Origin of the sequence: Pseudomonas syringae pv. tomato str. DC3000 (assembly GCF_000007805.1) — a bacterium.
Lineage (GTDB): Bacteria > Pseudomonadota > Gammaproteobacteria > Pseudomonadales > Pseudomonadaceae > Aquipseudomonas > Aquipseudomonas avellanae.
The window spans coordinates 4961653-4978772 of record NC_004578.1 but is presented as its reverse complement, the minus strand read 5'-3'; the positions used below and the strand labels follow the sequence as shown (position 1 = coordinate 4978772).

Genomic DNA, 17120 nt, shown 5'->3' with positions numbered 1-17120 from the left:
AACGAGTGTCCCTGATCGTTTCCGACCGCTTCCGCATTGTTGTGGGGCTTGGCAAGAGTGGCATGTCCCTGGTTCGCTTCCTGGCGAACCGGGGCGTGTCCTTTGCTGTGGCCGACACGCGGGAAAATCCTCCTGAGCTGGCGACTTTGCGTCGTGACTATCCTCAGGTGGAAGTGCGGTGTGGCGAACTGGACGTGGACTTCCTCTGCCGTGCCGACGAGCTTTATGTCAGCCCTGGTCTGGCCCTGGCCACACCGGCCTTGCAGCAGGCGCATGCACGCGGCGCCAAGCTGTCCGGCGACATCGAACTGTTTGCCCGTTACGCCAAGGCACCGGTGATTGCGATTACCGGTTCCAACGCGAAAAGCACCGTGACCACGCTGGTCGGCGAGATGGCCGCAGCTGCCGGCAAGCGTGTTGCTGTGGGCGGCAACCTGGGCACCCCGGCGCTGGACCTGCTCAGCGATGATGTCGAGTTGTACGTGATGGAATTGTCCAGTTTTCAGCTCGAAACCACTGATCAGCTCAATGCCGAAGTGGCGACCGTGCTGAACATCAGCGAAGACCATATGGACCGTTATTCCGGTCTGCCGGCCTATCACCTCGCCAAGCACCGTATTTTCCGTGGCGCGCGGCAAGTAGTGGTCAATCGGCAGGACGCGCTGTCCCGTCCGTTGATCGGCGAAGGCCTGCCTTGCTGGACGTTCGGCCTCAACAAGCCTGACTTCCACGGCTTTGGTCTGCGTGAAGAGAACGGCGAAAAATTCCTGGCATTCCAGTTCGAGAACCTGATGCCGGTGAGCGAGCTGAAAGTTCGCGGCGCACACAATCAGGCTAACGCACTGGCAGCCCTGGCGCTGGGGCATGCCGTGGGCCTGCCGTTCGACGCCATGCTTTCCAGCCTGCGTGAGTTCACCGGCCTTGAGCACCGCTGCCAATGGCTGCGTGAGCGCAATGGCGTGGACTACTACAACGATTCCAAGGCCACCAACGTGGGTGCTGCACTGGCCGCTATCGAAGGCCTGGGCTCGGATATCGGCGGCAAGCTGGTGTTGATCGCCGGTGGCGATGGCAAAGGTGCCGACTTCAGCGGCCTGCGTGCCCCCGTGGCTAAATACTGCCGCGCTGCGGTGTTGCTGGGTCGCGATGCCGAGCTGATTGCCCAGGCGCTGGGTGATGCCGTGCCGCTGATTCGTGTCGACACGGTTCAGGCGGCTGCCGAGCGCAGCGCCGAGCTGGCTCAGCGCGGCGATGCCGTGTTGCTTTCCCCTGCATGCGCCAGTCTGGACATGTTCAAGAATTATGAAGAGCGCGGACGTGTGTTCGCGCAGGCAGTGGAGTGCTTGTCATGATCTTCGGTGTGATCAAGCCTTATCCATCGCCACTGATCAGCGGGCGCGGTATCGACCTCGACTTCCCGATGCTGGTCGGTTGTCTGGCGCTGCTGGGCCTCGGTCTGGTCATGATTACTTCTGCTTCGTCGGAAGTTGCCGCCGTGCAGTCGGGCAATACGCTGTACATGATGACTCGCCACCTGGTCTATCTGCTGATCGGTCTGGGCGCGTGCGGTGTGACCATGATGATCCCGGTCGCCACCTGGCAGCGTCTTGGCTGGCTGATGCTGCTCGGCGCGTTCGGCCTGTTGCTGCTGGTGCTGGTGCCGGGGATCGGGCGCGAGGTGAACGGGTCGATGCGCTGGATCGGCTTCGGCGCGTTCAACGTGCAGCCGTCGGAGATCGCCAAAGTGTTTGTGGTGATCTTCCTGGCGGGCTACCTGATTCGTCAGCAGCAGGAAGTTCGCGAGAGCTGGATGGGCTTCTTCAAGCCGTTCATCGTGCTGTTGCCGATGGCCGGTCTGCTGCTCATGGAGCCAGACTTCGGCGCAACCGTGGTGATGATGGGCGCGGCAGCGGCCATGTTGTTTCTCGGTGGCGTAGGCCTGTTCCGTTTCTCGCTGATGGTCGTGCTGGCGGTCGCCTCGGTTGTCGTTCTGGTTCAGGCCCAGCCTTACCGGATGGCGCGTCTGACCAACTTCACCGACCCGTGGGCCGACCAGTTCGGTTCGGGCTATCAATTGACCCAGGCGCTGATTGCCTTCGGGCGCGGCGAGTGGATCGGCGTCGGCCTGGGCAACAGCGTGCAAAAGCAGTTCTATCTGCCGGAAGCGCACACCGACTTTGTGTTCTCCGTGCTTGCGGAAGAGCTGGGCGTGGTCGGCTCGCTGATCACGGTTGCGCTGTTTCTGTTCGTCGCCATTCGCGGCATGTACATCGGTATGTGGGCCGAGCGCGCCAAGCAGTTCTTTGGCGCTTATGTGGCCTACGGTCTTTCGTTTCTGTGGATTGGTCAGTTTCTGATCAATATCGGTGTGAACGTCGGCCTGCTGCCAACCAAGGGCCTGACCCTGCCGTTCCTCAGTTATGGCGGCAGCTCGCTGGTCATCTGCTGCGCAAGCCTTGGCTTGCTGCTGCGCATCGAATGGGAATCGCGCAACAACATGGGCAGCGAAGAAGCCGAGTTCAAGGAAAGCGACTTCGCCGAGGAGACGCCCCATGGACGCTAATGTGCTGATTATGGCTGGCGGGACCGGCGGGCATGTGTTCCCGGCACTGGCCTGCGCTCGCGAATTCCAGGCCCGTGGCTACAAGGTCCATTGGCTGGGTACGCCGCGCGGCATTGAAAACGAGCTGATTCCGCAGGCGGGTCTGCCCCTGCACCTGATCAATGTTACCGGTCTACGTGGCAAGGGCCGGTTGTCGCTGCTCAAGGCGCCTTTCATGCTGCTCAAGGCCCTGATGCAGGCCCGCAAGGTTGTGCGTCAGGTGAAACCGGTCTGCGTGGTCGGCTTTGGTGGTTATGTCACCGGCCCCGGCGGTCTGGCTGCAAGGCTTGCTGGCGTACCGTTGATCATCCACGAGCAGAATGCCGTTGCCGGCACTGCCAACCGCAGTCTGGCGTCGTTCGCCAGCCGCGTGTGCGAGGCGTTCCCGAATACATTTGCCGCCTCGGCCAAGCGCCGCACCACCGGCAACCCGGTGCGTGTCGAGCTGTTTCTTGAAACACCGCGTCAGGCGCTGGCCGGCCGCAAGGCGCGTCTGCTGGTGCTGGGCGGCAGCCTGGGCGCGGAGCCGCTGAACAAGTTGTTGCCCGACGCGCTGGCGCAACTGCCTCAGGACATCCAGCCCGAAGTGTTTCATCAGTCGGGCAAGAATCATGACGCCGTCACTGCCGAGCGCTATCGCAACGTGGGCGTCGAGGCGCAGGTTGCGCCTTTCATCCAGAACATGGCCCAAGCCTATAGCTGGGCCGATCTGGTGGTCTGCCGCGCAGGCGCATTGACCATCAGCGAACTGGCCGCCGCCGGTCTGCCGTCGTTGCTGATACCGCTGCCCCACGCGATTGATGACCATCAGTCGCGTAACGCCGACTATCTGGCCCGCGAAGGCGCAGCCTTCGTCATGCCGCAAGCGACAACTGGCGCCGCCGAGATGGCCGCACGCCTGAAAGAGGTTTTGATGCAACCCGAACAATTGAACAGCATGGCCCGTACTGCACGCAGCCTGGCCAAGCCTGATGCAACCAACACCGTCGTCAATGTCTGTGTGGAGGTGGCCCATGGTTGAGAATCAGCGCGCCATGCCCCAGCCTGAAATGCGCCGTATCCGCCGCATCCATTTCGTCGGTATCGGCGGCGTTGGCATGTGCGGTATTGCCGAGGTGCTGTTGAACCTCGGTTACGAAGTGTCCGGCTCCGACCTCAAGGGCTCGGCCGTGACCGAACGCCTTGAGTCGTTCGGTGCGCAGATTTTCGTCGGCCATCGCGCCGAGAACACCGTGGGTGCCGATGTACTGGTGGTTTCCAGCGCCGTGAACACGTCCAACCCGGAAGTCGCTACCGCTCTGGAGCGTCGTATTCCAGTGGTGCCGCGTGCCGAGATGCTCGCCGAGCTGATGCGCTATCGCCACGGCATTGCCGTTGCCGGTACGCATGGCAAAACTACCACCACCAGCCTGATCGCCTCGGTGTTCGCGGCCGGTGGCCTGGACCCGACGTTCGTCATTGGTGGCCGTCTGAACGCCGCCGGCACCAACGCGCAACTGGGCACCAGCCGTTACCTGATTGCCGAAGCCGACGAAAGCGATGCCAGTTTTCTGCACCTGCAACCGCTGGTCGCGGTGGTCACCAACATCGATGCCGATCATATGGCGACCTACGGCGGCGACTTCAACAAACTGAAGAAGACCTTTGTCGAGTTCCTGCACAACCTGCCGTTCTACGGTCTGGCAGTGATGTGCATTGATGATCCGGTGGTGCGCGATATTCTGCCGTTGGTCAAGCGCCCGACCATGACTTATGGGTTTAGCGAAGATTCTGACGTACGCGCGATCAACGTGCGTCAGGACGGCATGTTGACGTTCTTCACCGTGCTGCGCCGCGACCGCGAGCCGCTGGACGTGTCGGTAAACATGCCCGGCAACCACAACGTACTGAACTCGCTGGCGACCATCGCCATCGCGACTGACGAAGGCGTCAGCGACGAAGCCATCGTTCAAGGGCTTTCGGGCTTTCAGGGCGTCGGCCGACGCTTCCAGGTCTACGGCGAGCTGCCGGTCGAAGGCGGCCACGTGATGCTGGTCGACGATTACGGTCACCACCCGCGTGAAGTCGCTGCTGTGATCAGTGCTGTACGTGGCGGCTGGCCGGATCGTCGTCTGGTCATGGTTTATCAGCCGCACCGTTTCAGTCGTACCCGCGATCTGTACGACGATTTCGTGCAGGTGCTTGCTGAAGCCAATGTGTTGCTGTTGATGGAGGTCTACCCGGCCGGTGAAGAGCCGGTCCCTGGCGCGGACAGCCGCAACCTGTGCCATAGCATTCGCCAGCGCGGCCAACTGGACCCGATCTATATCGAGCGCGGCGTCGAGCTGGCGCCGCTGGTCAAGCCGCTGCTGCGCGCAGGAGACATTTTGCTGTGTCAGGGCGCTGGTGACATTGCTGGTCTGGCACCGCGATTACTGAATAGCCCGCTGTTCGTCGGCGCGAAAGTGGCTTCGACCGAAGGTAAGTTGAAATGACAGCCGTTGCCCGGTCTTCCCTGCGCTCGACACTTGAGCCGAAAAGCTTCGGCCGTGTCGCCGTGCTCTTCGGTGGCAAGAGTGCCGAGCGGGAAGTCTCCCTGAACTCGGGGAATGCAGTGCTCAAGGCGCTGCTCGACGCTGGCGTGGATGCGTTCGGCATCGATGTGGGCGACGACTTCCTGCAGCGACTGGTCAGCGAAAAAATCGACCGTGCGTTTATTGTCCTGCACGGCCGCGGCGGCGAAGACGGCACCATGCAAGGGCTGCTGGAATGTCTGGAAATCCCTTACACCGGCAGCGGTGTACTGGCTTCGGCACTGGCAATGGACAAGTTGCGCACCAAGCAGGTCTGGCAGAGCCTTGGCCCTGCAACGCCGCTGCACGCCGTTCTGGAAAACGAGAACGATTGTATTTGCGCGGCCACGGAACTGGGCTTCCCTTTGATCGTCAAACCGGCCCATGAAGGTTCAAGTATCGGTATGGCGAAGGTGAACAGCGTCGATGAATTGATCGCCGCCTGGAAAGCTGCCAGTACCTACGATTCGCAAGTATTAGTCGAACAGTGGATTCAGGGTCCTGAGTTTACTGTGGCGTCTCTGCGTGGCCAGGTGTTGCCTCCCATTGGCCTGGGCACTCCTCACAGTTTTTATGATTACGACGCCAAGTACCTGGCCTCCGATACTCAGTACCGGATCCCGTGTGGGCTTGACGATGCACAGGAACAGCAACTCAAACAACTTGCAGCACGCGCGTGCGACGCCATCGGCATTGCAGGGTGGGCGCGCACGGATGTGATGCAGGACGCAGAGGGCAAGTTCTGGCTGTTGGAAGTCAATACCGTGCCCGGCATGACCGATCACAGTCTGGTGCCGATGGCAGCACGCGCTGCCGGTCTGAACTTTCAACAACTGGTGTTGGCGATACTAGCCGACAGCGTTCAGGCGAGAGGTTAAGGCATGTACGGCCCGTCGGCACGTCCTCAGCCCCCCGCTCCCGGCCGCAACAAGCCCGTGCCGCGTGGCGCCAGCCGGATGGTGGCCAAAGAGCCTCTGTCGGCGCGCCTGCCCAAGGCCAACTTCAGTTTTCTGAAGCGTTTGTTCTGGCCAGTGCTGTTGGTGGTGCTGGGCTTTGGTACTTATGAGGGCGCACAGCGTCTGCTGCCGTATGCCGACCGCCCGATTGCCCGCATCAATGTGCAGGGCGATTTGAGTTACATCAGCCAGCAGGCTGTGCAGCAACGAATTGCGCCTTATGTGGCGTCGAGTTTTTTCAAGATCGATCTGGCCGCCATGCGCACCGAACTTGAGCAGATGCCGTGGATTGCACACGCTGAAGTGCGTCGCGTCTGGCCGGATCAGGTGGTCATTCGTCTTGAAGAGCAGTTGCCGGTTGCCCGTTGGGGCGATGAAGCACTGTTGAATAACCAGGGGCAGGCTTTCACACCGCGTGAACTGTCCAATTACGAACATCTTCCCCAGTTGTTCGGCCCGCAGCGGGCCCAACAGCAGGTGATGCAGCAGTACCAGGTATTGAGTCAGATGTTGCGGCCAATGGGCTTCTCCATCGTGCGCCTGGAACTGCGCGAGCGCGGCAGCTGGTTCCTGACAACAGGCGCCGGTAGTGCTGGCCCGGGTATCGAACTGTTGCTTGGACGCGACCACCTTGTCGAGAAGATGCGCCGCTTCATCGCGATCTACGACAAAACGCTGAAAGAACAAATAACGAATATCGCGCGCGTCGACTTGCGTTACTCCAACGGCCTTGCGGTCGGTTGGCGCGAACAGGCAGCGGCAACGACGGACAAACCCGCCGTCGCGAAGAATTGATAAGAGGCAGGACCATGGCAAACGTGCAAAGCGGCAAAATGATCGTCGGGCTGGATATCGGTACCTCCAAGGTGGTGGCGCTGGTAGGCGAAGTCGCGGCCGATGGCTCGCTGGAAATCGTGGGTATCGGTACCCATCCGTCCCGCGGCCTGAAAAAAGGCGTGGTGGTGAATATCGAATCCACCGTGCAGTCGATTCAGCGCGCTATCGAAGAAGCGCAGTTGATGGCCGGTTGCCGTATCCACTCGGCATTCGTCGGTGTTGCAGGCAGCCACATTCGTAGCTTGAACTCCCACGGCATCGTGGCGATTCGTGATCGTGAAGTCAGCGCTGCGGACCTTGAGCGCGTGCTTGATGCTGCTCAGGCGGTGGCTATTCCTGCCGACCAGCGCGTGCTGCATACCCTGCCTCAGGATTACGTGATCGATAACCAGGAAGGCGTGCGTGAACCCCTGGGCATGTCCGGCGTGCGTCTGGAAGCCAAGGTCCACGTCGTGACCTGCGCGGTGAACGCGGCTCAGAACATAGAGAAGTGCGTGCGTCGCTGCGGTCTGGAAGTCGACGACATCATTCTTGAGCAACTGGCATCGGCCTATTCGGTACTGACCGACGATGAGAAAGAGCTGGGCGTCTGCCTGGTGGACATCGGTGGCGGCACGACCGACATCGCGATCTTCACCGAAGGCGCCATTCGTCACACGGCGGTGATCCCGATTGCCGGCGATCAGGTCACCAACGACATCGCCATGGCGTTGCGTACCCCGACTCAGTACGCCGAAGAAATCAAGATTCGTTATGCCTGCGCTCTGGCCAAACTGGCCGGCGCCGGCGAAACCATCAAGGTACCGAGCGTGGGCGACCGTCCACCTCGCGAGCTGTCGCGTCAGGCCCTGGCCGAAGTGGTCGAGCCTCGTTATGACGAACTGTTCACCCTGATCCAGGCCGAACTGCGTCGCAGCGGCTACGAAGACCTGATCCCGGCCGGCATCGTGCTGACCGGTGGTACGGCGAAAATGGAAGGTGCGGTGGAACTGGCCGAGGAAATCTTCCACATGCCGGTGCGCCTGGGCGTGCCGCACAGCGTCAAAGGGCTCGCGGATGTGGTGCGCAACCCGATCTATTCAACGGGCGTAGGCCTGTTGCTGTATGGCCTGCAGAAACAGTCGGACGGTATTTCGCTGTCCGGGATTGTCGGCAACAGCAGCTACAGCGACGAAACCAAGGCCCCGGTGCTTGAGCGGATCAAGCGTTGGGTGCAGGGCAATTTCTAAGCGTCAGATTTCAAAGATTCAGGGCGACAAAAAGCAGTATCGGCAGGCAGTAGGCAAACCTAACTAGAAAGCGGAAGGAGAGAGAAAATGTTCGAACTCGTAGACAACGTCCCGCAAAGCCCGGTTATCAAGGTTATCGGTGTAGGCGGTGGTGGCGGAAACGCTGTCAATCACATGGTCAAGAGCAACATCGAAGGCGTGGAATTCATCTGCGCCAACACGGATGCTCAAGCGCTGAAAAACATCGGCGCGCGGACCATTCTGCAACTGGGTACAGGCGTGACCAAAGGCCTTGGCGCTGGCGCCAACCCTGAAGTCGGTCGTCAGGCCGCACTGGAAGATCGCGAGCGCATTGCAGAAGTTCTGCAGGGCACCAACATGGTCTTCATCACCACTGGCATGGGCGGCGGTACCGGTACCGGTGCAGCACCGATCATTGCTGAAGTGGCCAAGGAAATGGGTATTCTGACGGTCGCAGTCGTGACTCGTCCGTTCCCGTTCGAAGGTCGCAAGCGTATGCAGATCGCCGATGAAGGCATCCGTATGCTGTCCGAAAGCGTCGACTCGTTGATCACCATTCCCAACGAGAAGCTGCTGACCATCCTCGGTAAGGACGCCAGCCTGCTGTCGGCTTTCGCCAAGGCTGACGATGTACTGGCCGGCGCCGTTCGCGGTATCTCCGACATCATCAAGCGTCCGGGCATGATCAACGTCGACTTCGCCGACGTGCGCACCGTGATGAGCGAAATGGGCATGGCGATGATGGGCACTGGCTGCGCCAGCGGTCCGAACCGTGCGCGTGAGGCGACTGAAGCGGCTATCCGCAACCCGTTGCTCGAAGACGTCAACCTGCAGGGCGCTCGCGGCATCCTGGTCAACATCACTGCCGGTCCTGACCTGTCTCTGGGTGAGTACTCGGACGTGGGCAGCATCATCGAAGCGTTCGCTTCCGAGCACGCGATGGTCAAGGTCGGTACGGTTATCGATCCTGACATGCGTGACGAGTTGCACGTGACGGTGGTTGCTACCGGCCTGGGCGCGAAAATCGAGAAGCCTGTCAAGGTCATCGACAACACGCTGCAGACCACCCAGCAGGCTCCTGCACAGCAGGCGGCCCGTCAGGAAGCTCCTTCGGTCAACTACCGTGATCTGGACCGTCCTACCGTGATGCGCAACCAGGCACACGCAGGCGCAACAGCTGCGGCGAAGATGAATCCAAACGATGACCTTGATTACCTGGACATCCCGGCTTTCCTGCGTCGTCAGGCCGATTGATGAAATGTATCAGGGGTATTAGGGTGATTGGTGTTCAGCAAAGGCATGGTCTGCTATCATCGCCAGCCTTTGTTGATACCAGTTCGCAACTTGCGCTGAAGCGGCCCATGCCATGATAAAACAACGCACCCTGAAAAATATTATCCGTGCCACAGGTGTAGGCCTGCACTCCGGGGAGAAGGTTTACCTGACCCTCAAGCCCGCACCTGTGAATACCGGCATTGTGTTTTGCCGAGCTGACCTTGACCCCGTCGTGCAGATCCCTGCGCGTGCGGAAAACGTCGGCGACACCACTCTGTCGACCACTCTGGTCAATGGTGATGTCAAAGTTGATACGGTAGAACACCTGCTCTCGGCCATGGCTGGCCTTGGCATCGATAACGCCTACGTCGAGCTCTCTGCCTCCGAAGTTCCTATCATGGACGGCAGCGCAGGCCCTTTCGTATTCCTGATTCAATCGGCAGGCCTGGAAGAACAGGACGCGCCGAAGAAATTCATCCGTATCCTGCGTGAAGTCACAGTGGAAGAGGGCGGTAAACGCGCTACTTTCGTGCCTTTCGAAGGGTTCAAGGTCAGTTTCGAGATCGATTTCGATCACCCCGTCTTCCGTGACCGCACCCAGAGTGCAAGCGTGGACTTTTCCAGCACTTCCTTTGTGAAGGAAGTCAGCCGTGCCCGGACCTTCGGGTTCATGAGTGATATCGAGTACCTGCGCAAGCACAACCTCGCACTCGGCGGCAGTGTGGAAAACGCCATCGTGGTCGACAAGGACGGTGTACTGAACGAAGACGGCCTGCGTTACGAGGACGAATTCGTCAAACACAAAATCCTCGATGCTATCGGTGACCTCTACCTGCTGGGCAATAGCCTGATCGGTGAGTTCCGGGGCTTCAAATCGGGGCATGCACTGAACAATCGTCTCCTGCGCGCCTTGATCGAGCAGACAGACGCCTGGGAAGTCGTGACCTTCGAGGATGCCAGTACGGCACCTATTTCTTACATGCGTCCTGTCGCGGCCGTGTAAGCAAGCTTTACTCTCTTTCCTTTTGTTATTTAAAGGCTGCCCTCGGGTGGCCTTTTTTTATGGGATTTTTTGTCGGGCGTCAGGTGTGCGCGGGGTTTGGCCGTTGGCAGATTGTTGGTCGAGAGGGCTCAGCGGTTACTTCTTGTCCCTGGCGTGGCTGGCCAGCCGTTCAAGGGCGGCGCGCAGCTTGGGGTCGGTGATGCCCTCGGCGGTGGCCTGAATGTTTTCGGCGGCGACCGTCGACAGGTCGATGGTGTGCGTGGCCGCTCCGCGCGGGGCGTCGGGTGGCTGCACCTTGAAGGCAATACGGGTCAGATTGATGAATTCATCAAACGCAATCAGTTGCCGGTGCAGACGCTTCTGCTGATAACGCAGGCGCGTGGCCCAATGACCGTCCGTCACGATCAATAACAACGTGCCTTCGCGCCACGACGCCACATGACAATGCTCGCGGGCCGCTGGCTGCAACTGACTTTCGAGCAGGCGCTGCAAATGGCTCAGGCGCTCGGCGTGACGGAAGATAGCCTTGAGGGGCTTGGCTTCACGTAGCAAAACAGCGGGTGGGCGGGCATTCAGAGGACGAAAGGCCATGGGCAAGTGCCTGGTAACAAGATGAACATCTTAACAGAAAGCAATCTGACGGCTGCTTTCCAAGGCATTTCCGTGCTTTCATATGCAAATCAATGAGTAACTTCCCCGGATTGCGGGTTGAAGTGCTTGAAAATGGCCCCATTGTAAACCTGCCCCGTCACAGCGCTGTGCCAGCATCGTGGAATAACGCCACTTTCCTCACCATCGTTTCCGGGTAGAATGCTCGTTCGCATGTGGCCATCTGGGCTGCACGGGCGACTCACGGGGCCGCCCTCCATTCCTATGTGTGGAAGATCCTGTCGATATGTTTGCGCCTTTGTTGAAAAAACTTTTTGGAAGCAAGAACGAGCGTGAAGTCAAACGCATGCTCAAGACGGTACAGATCGTCAATGCCTTCGAAGAGCAAATGGTGGCCCTTTCGGACGAGCAATTGCGCGCCAAGACCGAAGAGTTCAAGGCCCGCATAGCCAAAGGCGAGACCCTCGATCAATTGCTGCCTGAAGCCTTCGCGGTGGCCCGTGAAGCGGGCAAGCGTGTCATGGGCATGCGCCACTTCGACGTTCAGTTGATCGGCGGCATGACCCTGCACGAAGGTCAGATCGCAGAAATGCGTACCGGTGAAGGTAAAACCCTCGTCGGCACCTTGGCTGTGTACCTCAATGCGTTGTCCGGCAAGGGCGTTCACGTGGTTACCGTGAACGACTACCTCGCTCGCCGCGACGCCAACTGGATGCGCCCGCTGTACGAATTCCTCGGTCTGACCGTCGGCATCGTCACGCCATTCCAGCCGCCGGAAGAGAAGCGCGCCGCCTACGCTGCCGACATCACCTACGGCACCAATAACGAATACGGCTTCGATTACCTGCGCGACAACATGGCGTTCAGCATGGACGACAAGTTCCAGCGCGAACTCAACTTCGCCGTGATCGACGAAGTCGACTCGATTCTGATCGACGAAGCGCGCACGCCGTTGATCATCTCGGGTCAGGCCGAAGACAGCTCCAAGCTGTATACCGAAATCAACCGCCTGATCCCCAAGCTCGAGCAGCACATCGAGGAAGTGGAAGGCGAAGTTACCAAGCCGGGCCACTTCACCGTTGACGAAAAAACCCGTCAGGTCGAGCTGAACGAAGCCGGTCACCAGTTCATCGAAGAGATGCTCACCGAAGTCGGCCTGCTGGCCGAAGGCGAGAGCCTGTATTCGGCGCATAACCTGGGCCTGTTGACGCACGTCTATGCCGGTCTGCGTGCGCACAAACTGTTCAATCGCAACGTCGAGTACATCGTTCAGGACGGTCAGGTGCTGCTGGTTGACGAGCACACCGGTCGTACCATGCCGGGTCGTCGCTTGTCCGAGGGTCTGCATCAGGCTATCGAAGCCAAGGAAAACCTGAACATTCAGGCTGAAAGCCAGACCCTGGCCTCGACCACCTTCCAGAACTACTTCCGTCTGTACAACAAACTGTCCGGCATGACCGGTACGGCCGACACCGAAGCGTTCGAATTCCACCAGATCTACACCCTGGCGGTGATGGTCATTCCGCCGAACAAGCCTTTGGCGCGTAAAGACTTCAACGACCTCGTCTATCTGACGGCGGAAGAGAAGTACGCGGCCATCGTGACTGACATCAAGGCCTGCCTGGCCGAGAATCGTCCGGTGCTGGTCGGTACGGCGACCATCGAAACGTCCGAGCACATGTCCCGCCTGCTCAACAATGAAGGCATCGAACACAAGGTTCTGAACGCCAAGTTCCACGAAAAAGAAGCCGAAATCATTGCTCAGGCCGGTCGTCCAGGTGCGCTGACCATCGCCACCAACATGGCTGGTCGCGGTACTGACATCCTGCTGGGCGGCAACTGGGAAGTCGAAGTCGCCAACCTGGAAGACCCGACCCCCGAGCAGATCGCACAGATCAAGGCTGACTGGCAGAAGCGCCACCAGCAGGTGATCGAAGCGGGCGGCCTGCATGTGATTGCCTCCGAGCGTCACGAATCGCGTCGTATCGATAACCAGCTGCGAGGTCGTGCGGGTCGTCAGGGCGATACCGGTTCCAGCCGTTTCTACCTGTCGCTTGAAGACAGCCTGATGCGCATCTTTGCCTCTGACCGGGTGAAGAACTTCATGAAGGCGCTGGGCATGCAGTCCGGTGAGGCCATCGAGCACCGCATGGTGACCAACGCCATCGAAAAAGCGCAGCGCAAGGTGGAAGGTCGTAACTTCGACATCCGCAAGCAACTGCTTGAGTTCGATGACGTGGCCAACGAGCAGCGCAAAGTGATTTATCACATGCGTAACAGCCTGCTGGCTGCTGAGAACATCGGCGACACCATTGCTGACTTCCGCGAAGAAGTGCTCAACAGCCTGGTCAGCCAGCACATCCCGCCGCAATCCCTGCCAGAGCAATGGAACGTTGCCGGTCTGGAAGCTGCACTGAACACCGACTTTGCCGTGAAAATGCCGATCCAGCAGTGGCTGGACGAAGACGACAACCTGCACGAGGACAGCCTGCGCGAGAAAATCATGGCGCAGTTGCTGGTCGCGTATAACGAGAAGGAAGATCAGGCCAGCGCCGAAGCGCTGCGTTCTTTCGAGAAGCAAATCCTGTTGCGTGTCGTCGACGACCTGTGGAAAGACCATCTGTCGACGATGGACCACCTGCGTCACGGCATTCACCTGCGCGGTTACGCTCAGAAGAATCCGAAACAGGAATACAAGCGCGAGTCCTTTACGCTGTTCCAGGAGTTGCTGGATTCGATCAAGCGCGACACCATTCGCGTGCTTTCGCACGTGCAAGTGCGCCGCGAAGATCCAGAGGAAGAAGAGGCGCGTCTGCGTCGCGAGGCCGAAGAACTGGCCAGCCGCATGCAGTTCGAACACGCGCCAGCGCCGGGTCTCGATCAGCCGCTGGCTGATGAAGAGGGCGGCGAAGTGCCGGTAGCCGTGGTCTCGGAGCCAATTCGCAACGACCAGAAACTGGGTCGTAACGAGCTGTGCTGGTGTGGCTCTGGCAAGAAATTCAAGCACTGTCACGGCCAGATCAATTAAGCCTGTGACTGTGTAATACCTGCGCCGCGACCGGCTTGCCCGTCGCGGCGTTTTTTCATTGATTGCCGTACCGGAATGGACGGCGCCACACTCCTTGAGGAGCACACCCCGATGGCTGTTGGTCTTGGTCCGTTGCCTGCGCTGCACCCGGTTCCCGGTTTTGAACTTGGCATTTCGTCTGCCGGCATCAAACGCCCGGGGCGCAAGGACGTCGTGGTCATGCGCTGTGCCGAAGGCTCCAGCGTGGCTGGTGTATTCACCTTGAATGCGTTCTGCGCAGCGCCGGTCATTCTGGCCAAGCAGCGCGTGCAAGGCACCGTGCGTTATCTGCTGACCAATACCGGCAATGCCAACGCTGGCACCGGTGAGCCGGGTCTGGTTGCCGCACGTCGCACCTGTGAGGCGCTGGCGCAACTGACTGGCGTTGATGCGTCGGCGGTGCTGCCGTACTCGACGGGCGTGATCGGCGAGCCGTTGCCGGTGGAAAAGATCGAAGGCGCACTGCAGGCCGCGCTCGACGACCTGTCTGTGGATAATTGGGCCGCTGCGGCGACCGGGATCATGACCACCGACACGCTGCCCAAAGGGGCCAGTCGCCAGTTCACGCACGATGGCGTGACCATCACGGTGACCGGCATCAGCAAAGGCGCAGGCATGATTCGCCCGAACATGGCGACCATGCTCGGTTACATCGCCACCGACGCCAAAGTCTCGCAGAGCGTCCTGCAGGACTTGATCCGTGACGGTGCCAACAAGTCGTTCAACCGCCTCACGATCGATGGCGATACCTCGACCAACGATTGCTGCATGCTGATTGCCACCGGCCAGGCTGATCTGCCTGAAATCACCGAAGCCAAAGGGTTGTTGTTCGAAGCCTTGAAGAAAGCCGTGTTCGACGTGTGCATGGAAGTCGCTCAGGCCATCGTGCGTGACGGCGAAGGCGCGACCAAGTTTGTCACCGTGGAAGTCAACGGCGGTGGCAATCATCAGGAATGCCTGGATGTCGGTTACGCCGTCGCCCACTCGCCGCTGATCAAGACCGCGCTGTTTGCGTCCGATCCGAACTGGGGTCGCATTCTGGCCGCTGTCGGCCGTGCCGGTGTTCCGGACCTGGACGTGAGCAAGATCGATGTGTTCCTGGGCGGCGTGTGCATCGCCAGCCAAGGCTGCCGCGCCACCACCTACACCGAAGAGCAGGGCTCGGCGGTCATGGCCGAGGCCGAAATCACCATCCGTATCGAACTGGGTCGTGGTGATTGCAGTGAAACCATCTGGACCACGGACCTTTCTCACGAGTACGTGAAGATCAACGCCGAATACCGCACCTGATTCAATGTCTGGCGCGGGGTCATCCTGACTTCGTGCCGGACTCAATGGAGCTGAACCATGAGCCTGCATCTGATTATCGGCGACAAACGCTACTCCTCCTGGTCGCTGCGCCCCTGGCTGGTGCTGGAAATGATCGGTGCGCCCTTCACCGATCAAGTTATCCGCCTCAACCAGCCTGATACCCGCGATAACATTCTCCAGTATTCGCCGACCGGCAAAGTGCCTGCGCTGCAGTGCGAGCACGGTACGATCATTGATTCGCTGGCCATTTGCGAATACCTGGTCGAGCGCTTCCCTGACGCCGACTTGTGGCCGCGCGACATCGCTGCCCGTGCCCAGGCTCGTTCGGCCTGTGCGCAGATGCACAGTGGTTTCGTCAGCCTGCGCTCGAACATGCCGATGGACCTGCGTCGTGATCAGGCGCTGGAAGTGATTTCTGTCGACACCCAGAACGACATCGACCGCATCGTTGCGTTGTGGGCCGAGTGCCACGCTGCTGCTGTCGAGACGGGCCCCTTCCTGTTTGGTAAACCGAGCATTGCCGATGCGTTCTTTGCGCCCGTGGCGATTCGCCTGCGCGGCTATCGTGTCCAGTTGCCTGCCGAGGCGCTGGCGTACGTTGAAACCCTGTACCAGTGGCCTGCATTCAAGCGCTGGCAGCAGGTCTGGAGGAGTCCTGATCGTGAAACGAGTTCATGTGGCCGCCGCCGTCATTCGCGGTACCGACGGCCGGGTACTGATCGCCCGACGCGCCGACAGTCAGCATCAGGGCGGCCTCTGGGAGTTTCCTGGCGGCAAGGTCGAGGCGGGCGAGACGGTCGAGATTGCGCTTGCACGTGAGCTGCAGGAAGAACTGGGCATTGTAGTGACGGCGGCGCGTCCGTTGATCAAGGTTTGCCATGATTACCCGGACAAGCAGGTGCTGCTGGACGTGTGGGAGGTTTCGGCCTTCACGGGCGAACCGCACGGTGCAGAAGGGCAGCCATTGGTCTGGGCGAGCCCTCGTGAGCTGGCCAATTACGATTTTCCGGCAGCCAATCAGCCGATCGTCGCCGCCGCACGCTTGCCCGGCGAGTACCTGATCACGCCCGAGGGGCTGGACAACATCGAGTTGCTGCGCGGCCTGCAGAAGGCCATTGCTGGCGGAATCAAGCTGGTGCAACTGCGAGCGCCGGGTGGCTATGACCCGAAGTACCGCGATCTGGCGGTGGATGCGGCAGGTTTGTGTGCAGGCAAGGCGCAACTCATGCTCAAAGGCCCTCTGGAATGGCTGGGTGACTTTCCTTCCGCTGGTTGGCATCTGACGGCACAGCAACTGCGCAAGTACGCCAGTAATGGACGTCCGTTCCCCGAGAATCGCTGGCTGGCTGCGTCCTGCCACAGCGCCGAAGAGCTGGCACTGGCAGAGCAGATGGGTGTGGATTTCGTTACCCTGTCACCGGTTCAGCCCACCCTGACCCATCCGGACGCACAGCCGCTGGGTTGGGAACAGGCCACCCGATTGATCGCAGGCTTCAACAAGCCTGTCTTTCTGTTGGGCGGCGTAGGCCCTGCGCAGCGCCAACAGGCCTGGGAAAGCGGCGCACAGGGCGTGGCAGGAATACGCGCGTTCTGGCCTGACGAAATCATCTGAGTTGCCACAGAGGACGCAGAGCGTCCAGAACGGCATGCCGAGGCTG

At 60.0% G+C, this 17120-nt stretch carries 13 protein-coding genes and 1 pseudogene; 13 read left to right on the top strand and 1 reads right to left on the bottom strand.

Going from position 1 to position 17120, the window contains the following annotated elements; translation table 11 throughout:
- The first annotated feature begins 5 nt into the window (after positions 1 to 5).
- From murD to lpxC, 9 genes are all read left to right on the top strand, one after another.
- Positions 6 to 1352, top strand: coding sequence for a UDP-N-acetylmuramoyl-L-alanine--D-glutamate ligase (gene murD / locus PSPTO_RS22850; protein WP_005766566.1), 1347 nt, complete (start codon positions 6 to 8; stop codon positions 1350 to 1352).
- Positions 1352 to 2563 carry a putative lipid II flippase FtsW gene (gene ftsW / locus PSPTO_RS22845; RefSeq protein ID WP_162839066.1) on the top strand — a complete coding sequence of 404 codons (1212 nt, stop codon included), beginning with the start codon at positions 1352 to 1354 and terminating at the stop codon, positions 2561 to 2563. The genes murD and ftsW overlap by 1 nt, the downstream gene beginning before the upstream one ends.
- Entirely contained in the window at positions 2553 to 3623 is a 1071-nt protein-coding gene (gene murG / locus PSPTO_RS22840; RefSeq protein WP_005766568.1) for an undecaprenyldiphospho-muramoylpentapeptide beta-N-acetylglucosaminyltransferase, read from the top strand. Before ftsW ends, murG begins: the two co-directional genes overlap by 11 nt.
- Positions 3616 to 5076: a UDP-N-acetylmuramate--L-alanine ligase gene (gene murC, locus PSPTO_RS22835; protein ID WP_005766570.1), complete on the top strand. Its 1461-nt coding sequence runs from the start codon at positions 3616 to 3618 to the stop codon at positions 5074 to 5076. The genes murG and murC overlap by 8 nt, the downstream gene beginning before the upstream one ends.
- Complete coding sequence (locus tag PSPTO_RS22830; RefSeq protein WP_011105003.1) at positions 5073 to 6032, top strand: D-alanine--D-alanine ligase; 960 nt, start codon at positions 5073 to 5075, stop codon at positions 6030 to 6032. The genes murC and PSPTO_RS22830 overlap by 4 nt, the downstream gene beginning before the upstream one ends.
- A 3-nt stretch (positions 6033 to 6035) precedes the next feature.
- A complete protein-coding gene (locus tag PSPTO_RS22825; protein WP_005766574.1) occupies positions 6036 to 6905 on the top strand; it encodes a cell division protein FtsQ/DivIB in 870 nt (289 codons plus the stop codon).
- Between the two features lie 14 nt (positions 6906 to 6919).
- On the top strand, positions 6920 to 8176 hold the full coding sequence (gene ftsA / locus PSPTO_RS22820; RefSeq protein WP_003377649.1) for a cell division protein FtsA: 1257 nt from the start codon (positions 6920 to 6922) through the stop codon (positions 8174 to 8176).
- An 87-nt stretch (positions 8177 to 8263) separates the two neighbouring features.
- Entirely contained in the window at positions 8264 to 9451 is a 1188-nt protein-coding gene (gene ftsZ / locus PSPTO_RS22815; protein WP_005766576.1) for a cell division protein FtsZ, read from the top strand.
- A 112-nt stretch (positions 9452 to 9563) separates the two neighbouring features.
- Positions 9564 to 10475 carry a UDP-3-O-acyl-N-acetylglucosamine deacetylase gene (gene lpxC, locus PSPTO_RS22810; RefSeq protein WP_003377651.1) on the top strand — a complete coding sequence of 304 codons (912 nt, stop codon included), beginning with the start codon at positions 9564 to 9566 and terminating at the stop codon, positions 10473 to 10475.
- Between the two features lie 135 nt (positions 10476 to 10610).
- Here the strand turns inward: lpxC and PSPTO_RS22805 are convergent, their stop codons facing one another.
- Positions 10611 to 11066 carry a DUF721 domain-containing protein gene (locus tag PSPTO_RS22805; protein WP_003377653.1) on the bottom strand — a complete coding sequence of 152 codons (456 nt, stop codon included), beginning with the start codon at positions 11064 to 11066 and terminating at the stop codon, positions 10611 to 10613.
- Positions 11067 to 11370: 304 nt separating this feature from the next.
- On the opposite strand from PSPTO_RS22805, the gene secA reads away from it, so the two are divergent.
- The 4 genes and pseudogenes from secA to PSPTO_RS22785 all read left to right on the top strand — a co-directional run bounded on the left by secA (position 11371) and on the right by PSPTO_RS22785 (position 17074).
- Positions 11371 to 14112 (top strand): preprotein translocase subunit SecA, encoded by a 2742-nt coding sequence (gene secA / locus PSPTO_RS22800; RefSeq protein WP_005766579.1) that lies wholly within the window; start codon positions 11371 to 11373, stop codon positions 14110 to 14112.
- A 111-nt stretch (positions 14113 to 14223) separates the two neighbouring features.
- Positions 14224 to 15441, top strand: coding sequence for a bifunctional glutamate N-acetyltransferase/amino-acid acetyltransferase ArgJ (argJ, locus tag PSPTO_RS22795; protein WP_011105001.1), 1218 nt, complete (start codon positions 14224 to 14226; stop codon positions 15439 to 15441).
- Positions 15442 to 15498: 57 nt separating this feature from the next.
- Positions 15499 to 16104 (top strand): annotated as a pseudogene (locus PSPTO_RS22790) (glutathione S-transferase family protein); the annotation flags it as partial.
- Positions 16105 to 16123: 19 nt separating this feature from the next.
- A complete protein-coding gene (locus PSPTO_RS22785) occupies positions 16124 to 17074 on the top strand; it encodes a Nudix family hydrolase (protein WP_011104999.1) in 951 nt (316 codons plus the stop codon).
- Positions 17075 to 17120 lie beyond the last annotated feature (46 nt).